Genomic DNA, 13,839 nt, shown 5'->3' with positions numbered 1-13,839 from the left:
TATGAATGTTATAGAAAAGTATTTTAGAAAAAAGTCGGATAAAGTTTCTTTTATAGAATTAAAAGATAATTTTGAACATTACAGAGATTATGGTATAGAAGATATCCCTTTACCTATTATTTTAAATGATATGATGATGGGAATGACAAATAGCGAATTTGATAATGAAATAAAAATAGAATATATAATTGATGGTATATTATATATGATAGCAATTGATCCTGAGTTTATATATATAAATGAGTATAAAAAAATTTTAGGGAAATTATTGGATAATTCATCAAAATATGCTTTATTAAAATCTGTAAAATTTTATAATAAAAATTTTGAAAAAGCTTTGTTATTTACAAGAGCTGCATTTTTACTTGACGAACAAAATGAAATGGCAGCATATAGCTATGCTAAGCTTCTTTGGAATATTGATGTTTCTAAAGAATATAAAGAAGTTTTTGTAGAACAGGCAATAAGAATTTTGGAAAGAATTTTAAGATATAATGAATCATATTCATTAGCAAATTTTGAGTTGGGTAATATTTCAAAAGCTACCGGAAAATTTATAAAAGCAAATAATTTTTATAATAGAGCTTTAAGAAATGCTGAATTTGAAGAATTGAAAGATGCAATTCGAGATGAAATGAATAAGATAGCACCTGATGTAGCTGTTGAAAATGCAATTTATTATATTAATAAAATGGATTATAGTACAGCGATTTCAGAATTAATGGAAGCTAGAAAAAATTCATCTCGATATGATATTCCATATTATCTCGCAATTGCTTATATGAATAAAGAAAATCCAAAATTAGCAGAACAATTTTTTGAAGAATCTATTGAAAAAGGTGCTGATTTTGCAACCCTTTATACAGATTTGGTATATATAAAATACGTATTAAAAAAAGATGTAGAGGCACTTCATTTAGCTAATGATGCAATTGAAAAATATCCATCAGAAATTAAATTGAGGTATAATAGAGCGATAATTTTGATTTCATTAAATCAATTTGATAAAGCAATTGAAGATTTTAATTTTATTTTGGAATATCAAGATTTATCTGATGAAATGTTTAATCAGATAATGAAGATTAAAGAGTCTATTATAAATAGATAATGCTTGGGGGAGAGATTTGAAAGTAGGGGAATTACTTTTAACAAATAAAGATAAATATACAAAGGCTTTTTTAATTCATAATGATAAAGAAACTAATAATGCAGTATTCATGCAAATTAAAGATGAAAATATTGATAAAGATTTAATTGATAAAGATGCTAAAGATTATTTTTTATTAGATAACTTAGCAATTGATGAAATTTTTGGTAATTCTGATAAATTAGGAATTACTGATGATGATAAAGTTTTTATTATAGGGATATAAAAATAAAATATAGGAGTTAATATGGATTTTAAAAACGATTTTGGTGTAAAAACATTTGGTAAAAAGAATATGAAGAAATATCTTCCTGAAGCTTTTTATATCAAATGGAAAAACTCTGTTAGAAAAAAATCTTTGTTGGATAAAGAAACTGCTGATGTGATTGCCGCATCAATGAAGGAGTGGGCGATTGCAAATGGGGCTAAATATTTTTGTCATTGGTTTCAACCATTGAACGGATTAAGTGCAAAAAAATTAGAATCGTTTCTAGATAGAAGATATAGCAATGAGGTTATAATAAAATTTTCTGGAAAAGAATTAATCAAAAGTGAACCGGATGCATCCAGTTTTCCATCAGGAGGAATGCGTTCTACGTTTGAAGCAAGAGGATATACATATTGGGATTTAACATCAAATACGTTTATTATAGATGAAACCTTATATATACCATCAATTTTTGTATCATTTAATGGACAGACACTTGATAAAAAAGGTCCATTATTAAGATCTATGGATTTTGTTGGAGAATATGCAACAAAATTAGTAAATTTATTCTCTAAAAATAAAATATATAGAGTACGTGTAAAAGTTGGATTAGAACAAGAATTTTTCTTGATAGACAAAGAAATGTTTTATCAAAGAAGAGATCTTGTAAATGCGGGTAGGACATTGATTGGGGCAAGTCCAATTAAAGCACAAGAGTTTTCAGATTATTATTATGGACTTTTTCCTCAAAGAGTAGAACAATTTTATAAAGATTTAAATATAGAATTGGAAAAACTTGGAATTTATCCAAAAACAGAGCATAATGAAGTTGCACCATGTCAATTTGAAATTGCCGTTTTATTTGAAAACGCAAATATTGCAGTGGATAATAACTTGATTGTTATGCAAATTTTAAAGAGTGTTGCTAAGAAAAATGATTTAGAATGTTTATTAAATGAAAAACCGTTTAATCACGTAAATGGTTCGGGTAAACATAATAACTGGTCTATAGTAACAAATAATGGGATAAATTGTTTAGAATCAGGAAAAACAGAATTAGAACAAGTTAGATACTTATTATTTATGTGTGCAATTATTGAATCTTGTGATAAATATCCTGAACTTTTAAGATTATTTTCCTCGTGTCCGGGAAATGATTATAGATTAGGAGCTGATGAAGCACCTCCTGCAATTATTTCAATATTTTTGGGTAAACCTATTGAAAAAGAATTATATAATATCGCAGGATTAGAATATGAATTAGAAGATACAAAACAAAATATTGTAATCAACAATTTAGGATATACTCCTTTTGATAATTCTGATAGAAATAGAACTTCTCCATTTGCCTATACAGGTAATAAATTTGAATTTAGAATGCTTGGTTCATCTATGAATGCAAGTGATGTAAATACTATATTAAATACATCAATAGGAGATTCTCTTAAAAATATGTATGAAAAATTAAAAGATTCATCATGTTTAATTAATGATGCTAAAACCATAGCTAAAGAAATTTTGACTAAACATTCAAGAATATTATTTAGTGGAGACGGGTATTCTAAAGAATGGATTGATGAAGCAGAAAGACGTGGATTGCCAAATATAAGGACCTTTATAGAGGCTATTCCTACATTACTTTTTGAAAAAAATATAGCATTATTAGAAAATAATGGAATATACAAAAAAGAAGAAATAATTGCATTGCATGATATTTTTTTAGAAAACGCAATAAATACATTTAATTTGGAAATTAAGACATTTGTGTCTATTGTAGATAGAGAAATTGTTCCAAGTATTATGGACGAAATCAATGATATTTCAACATTTTTATTAAATGTTGAAAATAAAGTTTTAAGAAATAAACTAGATTTATTATCTAATAAATTAGAGTTCATTTTGGAAGAAAATATTAAAATAAAAGAAGGAAGAAATAAACTTAATAATATAAATGACAAGATTGAATTATCATATCAATATTTCTTATTAAATAAAAATATGATTAATTTAAGAAATGAAATTGACGAGTTAGAATCTTATATTTCATTGAAAAATACAAGATTGCCTAATTATGAAATGATTTTTTCAAGATTAGATTATAGAAAATAAAAATTAATAGATATGTAGATTAATGATATTTTATGTAATATATTAAAATTGAGGAGTTTTTATGAAAAAATTCAAAATAAAAAATAAGGATAAAATAGCAGAAGCTCTTGAAAATTTAAAAAGTAAGAGACATTTAGTTAAACCTATTTTTTGGGTTACAATAATAATATTTCTTCAATTTACTCTTTTAATTTATTTATCTAATATGTTTAAGGGAGAAAAATTACTGATTAATTATTTATGGAGTATTGTTTCATATTCGCTAATAATTTATATTATAAATTTAAATCAACCAATAGAATACAGGGTAGCTTGGATTATACCTATTGCCATTTTACCTGTTGCAGGTTTTTTGATTTATTTGGTATTTGAAATTTTTCCAGGTCCAAAAAGGTTAAAGAGAAAACTGGAGAAAATTAAAGAAAGTAGCTCTTATTTACTAGTAAAAGATGATAAGATTTTACAAGAAATAGATGATAACAAAAAAATTAATAATGGAATTGAAAAATATTTACAAAATACTATAAATTATCCAATATATAAAAATACAAATTATAAATATTTTTCATCAGGGGAAGAATATTTTGAAAAACTATTAGAAGATTTAGAAAATGCTCAGGAATTTATATTTTTAGAATATTTTATAGTAAGACCAGGAAAAATGCTTGAACAAATACTAGATAAATTAATTGATAAAGTAAATGAGGGTGTTAAAGTAAAATTTATGTATGATGGAATGAATGATTATTATTTACCTGATAATTACAAAGAGTTTTTACTTAATTTAGGATTTGAAGTTCAAGTATTTTCAGCTGTTACTCCAATATTATCTACTGTTCATAATAATAGAGATCATAGAAAAATAGTATCAATTGATAATAAAATAGCTTATACTGGCGGCTTAAATTTAGCTGATGAATATATAAATGAAATAGAAAGATTTGGACATTGGAAAGATAATGGTATTAGAATTGAGGGCGAAGCGGTTAGAAGTATAACTGTTATGTATTTAAATTTATGGAATCTTTCTAAATATGAAAATTCTGATTATGAAAAATATTTGAAAAATGTTTATAAGGTAGATAACAACGATTATGTTCAACCTTTCGATGATTCTCCAAATGATGGAGAAACTGTTGGAGAAAATGTATATGCCGATATAATTAATAGGACTAAAAATTATGTATATATCATGACACCATATCTAATTTTAAGTGAAAAAATTAAAGATGCAATGATATTCGCTGCTAAAAGAGGAGTTGATATTCAAATTTTAATGCCTGGTATACCCGATAAGAAAGTTCCATATATAATGGCTCGTTCAAATTATGAACAATTACTTTTTAACGGTGTGAAAATATATGAGTATATACCCGGATTTTTACATTCCAAATCTATTATTGCGGATGACTTGATTTCTGTAGTTGGGACAATTAATTTAGATTTTAGAAGTTTACATTTACATTATGAAAATGCTATTTTATTTTATAGTAAAAACTTAGCTAAAATAATAAAAAATGATTTTGAAAAAACTAGAAATTTATCTAGAGAAGTAACATATAGAAATTATAAAGATTACTCTATTTTTTATAGATTTTTAGGAAAAATACTTAAATTAGTAGCCCCTTTGATGTAGGAGAATTTTATGAAAACAATTATGATGAATATGGTCAGAATTTTTAATGGAAGCAAAGTATTGGTTCTCGATAAAAAGAAAAAATATGGCTGGGAAGGATTAACATTTCCCGGGGGAAAAGTTGAACCTTTTGAATCTTTTAATAATTCTGCAATTAGAGAAATAAAAGAAGAAACTAACTTAGATATAAAAGATTTAGAATTTAACGGTTTTATTCAGTGGTATTGTAAGAATCCTGATGAGAGATATGTTGGCCTTTTATATACAGCACATGGATTTGATGGAAAGTTAATATCAGAAAATATAGAAGGAAATTTATTTTTTGAAGATTATGAAGAATTTAAGGCAATGGAAGGACATTCTGATTCAATGGAATATATTTTAAAAATATATGATGGGATGTATAAAGAAATATCTTTGATATATGATGAAAAAAATGTTTTAATTGAAAGGGAATTTATAAAATGAGGATAAATACGAAAAAATTAAATGAAAAATTATTAACTTTTACTTATCCCCAAGAGATAAAATCTATTAATTCAGAAACATTTTATATAAAAAATATTATATATTCTGGTGAAATACGTAATGTTTATAATATCTTTTATGAAAATATAAAAGAGTTTTTTATTAATGATGGAAAAGTATTTATTTTAGAATTAAATTTTAATGAAAATCTTAACTTTTCAGAACAAGGTTATAAATTAATTGTAAAAGAAAATAAAATTTTAGTTGAATATAAAAATGAAATTGGGCTTATATATGCTTTGATGAAGTTAAATAACATTATAAAAATAAATAAGTCTTTATTTGAATTTGAAATTATAGATTATCCAAGATTATCAGAAAGAAGAATTTTACTTGATATTGGTAGGAAGTATTTTACAAAGGATTGGATACTTAATTTAATATATGAAATGTCAAAATTAAAATTGAACACATTAATGTTACATTTTTCAGAAAATAGAGGGTTTAGAATTGAATCCGAATTTGATCCTAGTATTGTTTCAAAAGATGGTTTTCTAACAAAGAAAGATATAAGAGAAATCATCGATTACGCTAAAAATAAAAATATTTCAATAATTCCAAGTTTAGATACTCCAGGTCATGTTGAACATATTCTTAAAATTCATCCAGAATTAGGACAAATTGATATTAATGGAAAAAATAGTAAATATTCTTTTGATATAACTAGAAAATCAGTTTTAGAATATATTAAAAATCTATATTTAGAATTTATGGAATTATTTAATAATTCAAAATATTTTCATATAGGATTTGATGAATACATGGATTTTAAAAGTGAACAATTTAAAAATAAATATCAAAAAATATTAGAAGAAAATTCTAAGATAAATGGATTTTCAAGTTGGACAGATTCAATAAATTTATATTTAAATGAAATTAGTAAACTAATGATAGAAAATAATTTTATTCCAAGAATATGGAATGATTGTTTACATTATGGAGAAAATACATCAAATATATTTTCTAATAAACTTGAAAATAGGATAGGAGTAGATTATTGGTGTAATATTCCATGGGATGATAATGTTGTTAATATTTCTTACTTATTGGATAAGGGGTATAATGAAATATACAATTCAAATTCAAGCTTTTTTTATTATGTTTTAAGAGAAGAAATGCCGAAAGATGGTAGAAAACAAAATTCATGGGATTACTTTAATCAATATCAAAGAATATATAATATTTGGAGTCCTGGAGTTTTCTTTGGTGAAAATATTGATAATGAAGATAAGAGGATTAAAGGTGCTTCTATATCAATTTGGTGTGATAATCAAAATCTAGTAAGTCAAGATATTATTTTTGAGGATATAAAAAAAGAGTTAAGAGCATTTGCTGCTAAAACGTGGAATTATAAAATAAATGAGAATATAGATATTGAAAAATATTTTGAAAATTTAAGAATTATAGAATAATTATAAACTAAAAGCGGTTATAATATAAAAAACATGGTACTGTTGCAAAATAACATTTTTAGTTATTTTGCAACAGCCCTATGCAAGTTATAACTTTTCATTTTATTGTACATTTATATTATTTATAACATTTTCATAAGCTTCTATTGAAATAGATGGATTCCATGTGTAACCTGCATCTTTATTTGAATTTATATAATCTTGTTTGTCTTTTTTATATTCTTTAATTTGGAACTTTAAGGCATCTAAACTCATCTTAAAATTATTCTTTTTTTCTAAATTAGGTATTAATGAATTTATATAATTAATACTTAAGTTTGGTTTTTCTTCAAAAACTGAAGCATAATTTAATGAATCATAAAACGTACCTATAATTTGTAAGCCTGATCCGGCAGTTCCATTTGGTGTTTTTTCTAATTCTGTAACAAATTTATTTATATTTTCTTTTTCTAAGTTAGATAAACTAGAATTTTTTTCATTTTCTTTGCTATTATTTTCTTTTTTTGATAATTCGTATAAGCTATTTACTAATTTTTCCAAATTATTAATATTTTTTTCGTTAGTAAATTTAGCACCTGCATCTTCATGTGATTTTTTATATTCACTAGGATTACTTTTGAACTTTTTGATATTTTCAAAAAGTAAAGAAATAGTCATATTTAAATCTGATTTTTTTTCTGAATTTTCATAAAGCTTATTAACATAATTAATTGTTTCATCAGAGTAATCTTGAAGATTTAATGACTCATCCAATAGCTTAACAGCTCTTAAAGATGAACCTGTTGTTCCGTGTGGGAATTTAATTAAATTTTGAAACCATTTATTTAATATATCCTTGTTGATTTCTTTTTTAGTTTCAATTAAAGTCTCTTTTTTAGTTTCTTTTTCTTCGACTAATTTTGTATTGTTTTTAGCATTTGTTGAACAAGCAGTAACTATTAAAGAAATAGATAGTAATGCTATAATTTTTTTTATATTACTTTTCATATTCCATCCTTTTTTATTTTAATTTGTGATATTATTTTTTGAATCATGTTTTATTTCTTTCCATTCAACATTGTCCTTAAATAGGACATATGCATTAATTGGTATCCACGATGCTAAAAACACACCAAAAAATAATATTCCTTTCCACATAGGAATAATTTTTTTGCCATTAAGTGCTAAAATAAGAATTGCAAATAATGAAGGACCAAAAACCATTCCAATAATATTATACCCTAAAATTGAAAAACCAACAATTGAAGTTGTTTTCATAGATATTAATATAGTACCGAAAATCATAGAAAGTAAACTTATATTGCTTATATAATTTGCAATTAGCATTGCATATGTATCTAAAAAATTAACACCTTTCCCCCTGAATAAAGACTTAAGTACTTCTCTAGAATTTGCTAAAAAACCTTGTTTTAATCCTAATTGCCACCTAATTCTCTGATGCCATGAATCAATAAAAGAATTTGGTTGTTCATCGTAAAAAATTGCCTTTTCTGTATAACCAATTTTTTCACCTTGAAGAGTTGTCAAAACTGTAAATTCCAAATCTTCTGTTATTGTTTTAGTATTCCACCCACCTAATGATTTTATTACTTTTTTTGTAACCATAAATCCACATCCTATAATCATATTATTTAATTTTAGAGCAGTTCTAGGTTTATTGTAAAAAGTACTTATCATATAGTGATATAAAGTATATGAGCCTGATGTAAAAGATTCATATGGGTTTTTCGAATCTCTAAATCCCTGAGATGCTGAAAATCCATATTCAATTTGTTTATTCATTTCTAACAGAAAATTTTTATCGACGATATTATCCGCATCAAATATTACATAAGCATCATGGTCTTCATTATCTATTAAATAATCAAACATTTGATGTAAAACATCACCTTTATTTTTTATTGGAGATTTAATATCAAATACTCTTACCTGCTTATTTATTGCAACTTCTCTAGTGTTATCAGTACAATTATTTGGAGCTATTATGATTTCATATTTATCTTTTGGATAATTTAAGGACTTTAATGAATCTATAAGATTTGATATGACCTTTGCTTCATTTCTAGCAGCTACAAGAATTGCAAATTTATTGTAATTATCAGTATCAGGAATATTATTTATTTTTTTGAAATAATGTAATCCAATAAAAAACTGATACAGGGAATAAGGAATCAATATTAAACTGAGAAATATTACTATATATGTTATAATTTTTAAAATCATTTTACACCATCCTTTTTATAAATTATACCATAATCTTGAAATAAATATATTACAATTCAGTAAAAAAATTTGACAATTATTTATAAAACAGATATACTGAAATAGTATTTTATAAATTGATTATTTTTATGGAAGATTAATTTATAATAATTTATAAAGTAAATACTGCAATATATTGTATGTTATTATGCGGAAGTGGCTCAGTGGTAGAGCATCGCCTTGCCAAGGCGAGGGTCGCGAGTTCGAATCTCGTTTTCCGCTCCAATCAAATCAGGATTATCCTGATTTTTTTTTACAAAAATGAAAAAAATGTTGAGAAATTTATTAATTTATAATAACATTATATTAATATAAACACTTGGAGGGGATAAATGGACAGAAGACCAAATTTAAAGAGGAAAAATGATACAATGCTTAATTATATTATGATTGCATTAATTGTAATTTTAATATTATGTTTTATTGTTTATGTAGTATCTGCATTTTTTGGTGGAAATGATAATTCAAATAAAAAGGATGTGAAAACCACTACAATAGAAACAAAAGCTGAAAAGAAAAAATTACAAACATTTAAGGTAACAAAAAAGGAATCTGCAAAAGAAACAAATAAAGAAACAAAAAAGGAATCTGCAAAAGAAACAAATAAAGAAACAAAAAAGGAATCCATAAAAGAAACAAACAAAGAAACCTCAAAAGAAAATAATAAAGAGAATTCAAAACAAACATTAAAAGAAACAAATAAAGAAACTTTAAAAGAAAATAATAAACCTGATAATGGACAAAGAAGTGATAATAGAAACTCTGACAATCCATATGCTGCTATCGCATCTGATGAAAGGATTAAGAATGCATCTGAAAAAGAATTAGTGGATATGATAATTAGAGGAGATTTAGGATATGGAGCTGAAAGACAGGAAATACTAAAAAATAATGGACTTGATGTTGAGCATATAAATTCTCTTGTAAATCAAAGATTAAAAGAATTAGGTTATTAAGTAACTATTAATTTATAACCTAAATGTAATTAATGATTATTTGGAATGGTTGTAAAATAAATGATATTTAATTATAAAAAATTAATAATGAACATAAAAAATCCCTAGATTCCAACGTCTAGGGATTTTTTATGGTATAATATTAATAAAAAAATTAAAAAAATAATATAAAAATAAATAAGTGTTAAAAAATTTATATAACTGTTTTATTAAAAATTTTTTTACTTTAAATATTCTAGCATTTTTAATATAATATATAGAACAGATGTATAAGGAGAAATTATGGATATAGTTAATCCATCAATACTTTCTGGATTTATGGAATTATTGCCAGAAGAGCAGAAATTATTTGATGAAATAAAATTTACAATTGAAAAAAATTTTATTAAATATGGTTTTGTTAATTTAGATACGCCACTTATAGAAAAAGAAGAAATTTTACTTTCTAAAGGTGGAGGAGAAACATCAAAACAAATTTATAGAATAGATAAAGAAACTACGCCTCAGGCATTGAGATTTGATCTAACTGTGAGTTTAGCAAGATATGTTGCTATGCATGCGAATGAAATAAATTTTCCATTTAGAAGATATCAAATCGGAAAGGTTTATAGAGGGGAAAGAAATCAAAAAGGAAGATATAGAGAATTTTACCAATGTGATATAGATATAGTCGGAAATGAAAAACTAGATATTGCGAATGATGGTGAAATTCCATCTGTAATTTATAATATTTTTAATGATTTAGGATTAGAAAATATTACATTTAGAATAAATAATCGTAAATTATTAAATGGATTTTTGGAATCAATTTATGTTAAGGATTTTGAATCTGTAATGAGGGCAATTGATAAATTACCAAAAATTGGAATAGAAAAAACTAAATTAGAGTTGGAAAAGTTTGGATTAAATGTAATTCAAATTAATAAAATATTTGATTTTATTAATTTATCTGAATTAGAAAATAAAGAAGTGTTAGATAAATTATTAAATACAGAAATAAATAATGATGTGTATTTTGAAGGGTTAAATGAATTAAATAAGGTATATAAATATATGGAATTATTTGGAATTCCAACTAAAAATATTAAGATAGATTTAACGATTACCAGGGGGCTTGATTATTATACCGGCACTGTATTTGAAACGTTTTTAGACGGATATGAATCAATTGGCTCGATTTGCAGTGGTGGAAGATATGATGATCTTGCAAGTAATTTTACTAAACAAAAATACCCAGGCATAGGTTTATCGATAGGATTGACTAGATTGTTTTATCAATTAAATGAGTCAAATTTATTGAAAAAACAAGAGGAAAAAGTAAATCATAATATTTTAGTAATTCCTATGAGTGAAGAGGTTTATGATTATTCTATTGAAGTTGTTAATCTGTTGAGGAATAATAACATAAATTCTCAAATATACTTAGAGACAACAAAAACGAAGAAAAAATTTAACTATGCAGATAAAATCGGCATAAAAAAAGCAATTATTATTGGTGAAACCGAAAAGCAAAATAAAACTATTAGTTTGAGAAACTTTGAAAATGGTGATCAAGAAGAATTTAAGTTAGAAAATTTAGTTAAAATATTAAACGGGGGAAAAAATGAAAATTAAATTTCCAGATGGAAGTATTAAAGAGTTTGAAAAAAATACAAGTTTATTAGATATTGCAAAATCAATATCTGAAGGGTTGGCACGTTCAGTAGAGGGTGCCATTGTAAATGAAAACACTTTAATGGGATTACAGGAAACATTAAGTGAGGATAGTGAAGTTAACTTCATTAAGTATGATACCAAAGAAGGTAAGCATTTATTTTGGCATACTTCTTCACATTTAATGGCTGCAGCTATCCAAAAATTATTTCCGGGAACGTTATTTGCTATAGGACCTGCTATTGAAAATGGATTTTATTATGATATAGATAGTGAGCATCAATTTACACCTGAAGATTTGAAAAAAATTGAAGAACAAATGTTGAAAATTGCAAAAGAAAAGCAAAATGTAATAAGAGAAGAGATCACAAGAGAAGATGCATTAAAATATTTTGAAGAAAAAGGTGATAAATATAAGGTAGAGTTAATTAATGATTTACCTGAAGATGCACCACTTTCATTATATAAATTGGGTGATTTTACTGATTTGTGTAAAGGGGCACATATTTTAAATACCAAAGATATTAAAGCTGTAAAATTATTATCTATTGCTGGTGCTTATTGGAGAGGTGATGTTAATAATAAAATGCTTCAAAGAATTTATGGTATAACATTTAAGAAGCAATCAGAACTAGATGAATATTTAAATATGATTGAGGAAGCAAAGAAAAGAGATCATAGAGTCTTAGGTAAGCAAATGAATTTGTATATGATTTCTGAAGAGGGGCCAGGATTTCCTTTCTATCTACCAAACGGTATGATATTAAAAAATAGCCTGGAAAGGTATTTAAAATCATTAATGGATAGGGCAGGGTATGGTCAAATTCAAACACCAATGATTTTAAATGAAGAATTATGGCACAGATCTGGACACTGGGATCATTATAAAGACAATATGTATTTTACAAAGATTGATGATGAAAATTATGCAATAAAACCAATGAACTGTCCAGGAGCGATTTTAGTTTATAAATCACAACCTCATTCATATAGAGATTTACCAATTAGATTATCAGAATTAGGACATGTTCATAGACATGAATTATCAGGTGCGCTACATGGATTATTTAGAGTAAGAGCATTTACACAAGATGATGCTCACTTATTTGTGACAAAAGAGCAAATTAAAATAGAAATTAAAAATATTATGAAATTAGCTGATGAAATTTATACAAAATTTGGATTTGAATATAAAGTATTCATTTCAACAAGACCAGAAGATTTCATGGGAGATCCTGAAGTTTGGGATGTAGCAGAACAAGCGTTAATATCTACTGTAGAAGAATTGAACCTACCTTATGAATTAAATGAGGGAGATGGAGCATTCTATGGACCGAAAATTGATATTCAATTATTTGACTCGTTAAAGAGAGCTTGGCAATGTGGTACAGTTCAATTAGATTTCCAAATGCCTGAAAGATTTGATATTCATTATGTTGATGAACATGGAGAAAAGGTAAGACCAGTTATGGTTCACAGAGCATTATATGGGTCATTAGAAAGATTTATCGGTATTTTAATAGAACATTATGCTGGACATTTTCCACTATGGTTAGCCCCAGTACATGCAACATTTATTCCTGTAAGTTTAGATGTTCATGGGGAAAAAGTAAAGGAAATATATAATAGATTCTTGGAAAAAGGACTAAGAGTTCAATTTGATGATAGAAATGAATCAATGGGTAAGAAAATAAGAGACTCTCAAACATCTAAAGTTCCATATCAATTAGTAATTGGTGATAATGAATTAAAAAATAACACTATATCAGTTAGAAAATATGGAGAAACAAAATCAGTTGATATTGATTTAGATAAATTCTTAAATCAAATGGTTGAAGATTTTGAACAAAGAAAATAATTGACATTTGTCTTGAATTGTTGTATACTTGTTTAGTAATGAAGAAGAGTGCCTACTCTCACCTAATCGT

11 protein-coding genes and 1 tRNA gene are annotated in these 13,839 nt (G+C 25.2%); 10 read left to right on the top strand and 2 right to left on the bottom strand.

Going from position 1 to position 13,839, the window contains the following annotated elements; translation table 11 throughout:
• Nucleotide 1 precedes the first annotated feature (1 nt).
• From EQF90_RS05350 to EQF90_RS05325, 6 genes are all read left to right on the top strand, one after another.
• Nucleotides 2-1,108: a tetratricopeptide repeat protein gene (locus tag EQF90_RS05350; RefSeq protein WP_134711118.1), complete on the top strand. Its 1,107-nt coding sequence runs from the start codon at nucleotides 2-4 to the stop codon at nucleotides 1,106-1,108.
• Between the two features lie 16 nt (nucleotides 1,109-1,124).
• Entirely contained in the window at nucleotides 1,125-1,373 is a 249-nt protein-coding gene (locus EQF90_RS05345; RefSeq protein WP_134711116.1) for a hypothetical protein, read from the top strand.
• Nucleotides 1,374-1,394: 21 nt separating this feature from the next.
• Entirely contained in the window at nucleotides 1,395-3,464 is a 2,070-nt protein-coding gene (locus tag EQF90_RS05340; RefSeq protein ID WP_134711114.1) for a glutamine synthetase III, read from the top strand.
• A gap of 61 nt (nucleotides 3,465-3,525) precedes the next feature.
• Nucleotides 3,526-5,100: a cardiolipin synthase gene (gene cls / locus EQF90_RS05335; protein ID WP_134711112.1), complete on the top strand. Its 1,575-nt coding sequence runs from the start codon at nucleotides 3,526-3,528 to the stop codon at nucleotides 5,098-5,100.
• A gap of 9 nt (nucleotides 5,101-5,109) precedes the next feature.
• The gene (locus tag EQF90_RS05330; RefSeq protein ID WP_134711110.1) at nucleotides 5,110-5,568 is read left to right on the top strand and encodes an NUDIX domain-containing protein; all 459 of its coding nucleotides are present in this window, start codon (nucleotides 5,110-5,112) and stop codon (nucleotides 5,566-5,568) included.
• Nucleotides 5,565-7,040 (top strand): family 20 glycosylhydrolase, encoded by a 1,476-nt coding sequence (locus tag EQF90_RS05325; protein ID WP_134711108.1) that lies wholly within the window; start codon nucleotides 5,565-5,567, stop codon nucleotides 7,038-7,040. The genes EQF90_RS05330 and EQF90_RS05325 overlap by 4 nt, the downstream gene beginning before the upstream one ends.
• 102 nt (nucleotides 7,041-7,142) lie before the next feature.
• Here EQF90_RS05325 and EQF90_RS05320 read toward each other — a convergent pair whose 3' ends face one another.
• Both EQF90_RS05320 and EQF90_RS05315 read right to left on the bottom strand, forming a co-directional pair.
• Entirely contained in the window at nucleotides 7,143-8,027 is an 885-nt protein-coding gene (locus tag EQF90_RS05320) for a hypothetical protein (protein ID WP_134711106.1), read from the bottom strand.
• A gap of 18 nt (nucleotides 8,028-8,045) precedes the next feature.
• Nucleotides 8,046-9,263, bottom strand: a complete 1,218-nt coding sequence (locus EQF90_RS05315; RefSeq protein ID WP_134711104.1) for a glycosyltransferase family 2 protein — start codon at nucleotides 9,261-9,263, stop codon at nucleotides 8,046-8,048.
• 189 nt (nucleotides 9,264-9,452) lie between these two features.
• On the opposite strand from EQF90_RS05315, the gene EQF90_RS05310 reads away from it, so the two are divergent.
• From EQF90_RS05310 to thrS, 4 genes are all read left to right on the top strand, one after another.
• Nucleotides 9,453-9,527: transfer RNA gene (locus EQF90_RS05310), tRNA-Gly, on the top strand.
• 107 nt (nucleotides 9,528-9,634) lie between these two features.
• Nucleotides 9,635-10,258, top strand: coding sequence for a hypothetical protein (locus EQF90_RS05305; RefSeq protein WP_134711102.1), 624 nt, complete (start codon nucleotides 9,635-9,637; stop codon nucleotides 10,256-10,258).
• Between the two features lie 282 nt (nucleotides 10,259-10,540).
• On the top strand, nucleotides 10,541-11,872 hold the full coding sequence (hisS, locus tag EQF90_RS05300) for a histidine--tRNA ligase (protein WP_134711100.1): 1,332 nt from the start codon (nucleotides 10,541-10,543) through the stop codon (nucleotides 11,870-11,872).
• Nucleotides 11,862-13,769 (top strand): threonine--tRNA ligase, encoded by a 1,908-nt coding sequence (thrS, locus tag EQF90_RS05295; protein ID WP_134711098.1) that lies wholly within the window; start codon nucleotides 11,862-11,864, stop codon nucleotides 13,767-13,769. Before hisS ends, thrS begins: the two co-directional genes overlap by 11 nt.
• The last annotated feature ends 70 nt before the right edge of the window (nucleotides 13,770-13,839 follow it).

It is taken from the genome of Helcococcus ovis (genome assembly GCF_004524775.2).
Classification (GTDB): domain Bacteria; phylum Bacillota; class Clostridia; order Tissierellales; family Peptoniphilaceae; genus Helcococcus; species Helcococcus ovis.
The sequence above is the reverse complement of the archived record's forward strand: the minus strand, read 5'-3'. Positions and strand labels throughout refer to the sequence as shown.

Coding starts and splice junctions, on each gene's coding strand:
- EQF90_RS05305 (WP_134711102.1), top strand. CDS start 9,635: ATGGACAGAAGACCAAATTTAAAGAGGAAAAATGATACAATGCTTAAT.
- EQF90_RS05330 (WP_134711110.1), top strand. CDS start 5,110: ATGAAAACAATTATGATGAATATGGTCAGAATTTTTAATGGAAGCAAA.
- EQF90_RS05340 (WP_134711114.1), top strand. CDS start 1,395: ATGGATTTTAAAAACGATTTTGGTGTAAAAACATTTGGTAAAAAGAAT.
- EQF90_RS05325 (WP_134711108.1), top strand. CDS start 5,565: ATGAGGATAAATACGAAAAAATTAAATGAAAAATTATTAACTTTTACT.
- hisS (WP_134711100.1), top strand. CDS start 10,541: ATGGATATAGTTAATCCATCAATACTTTCTGGATTTATGGAATTATTG.
- thrS (WP_134711098.1), top strand. CDS start 11,862: ATGAAAATTAAATTTCCAGATGGAAGTATTAAAGAGTTTGAAAAAAAT.
- EQF90_RS05315 (WP_134711104.1), bottom strand. CDS start 9,263: ATGATTTTAAAAATTATAACATATATAGTAATATTTCTCAGTTTAATA.
- EQF90_RS05320 (WP_134711106.1), bottom strand. CDS start 8,027: ATGAAAAGTAATATAAAAAAAATTATAGCATTACTATCTATTTCTTTA.
- cls (WP_134711112.1), top strand. CDS start 3,526: ATGAAAAAATTCAAAATAAAAAATAAGGATAAAATAGCAGAAGCTCTT.
- EQF90_RS05350 (WP_134711118.1), top strand. CDS start 2: ATGAATGTTATAGAAAAGTATTTTAGAAAAAAGTCGGATAAAGTTTCT.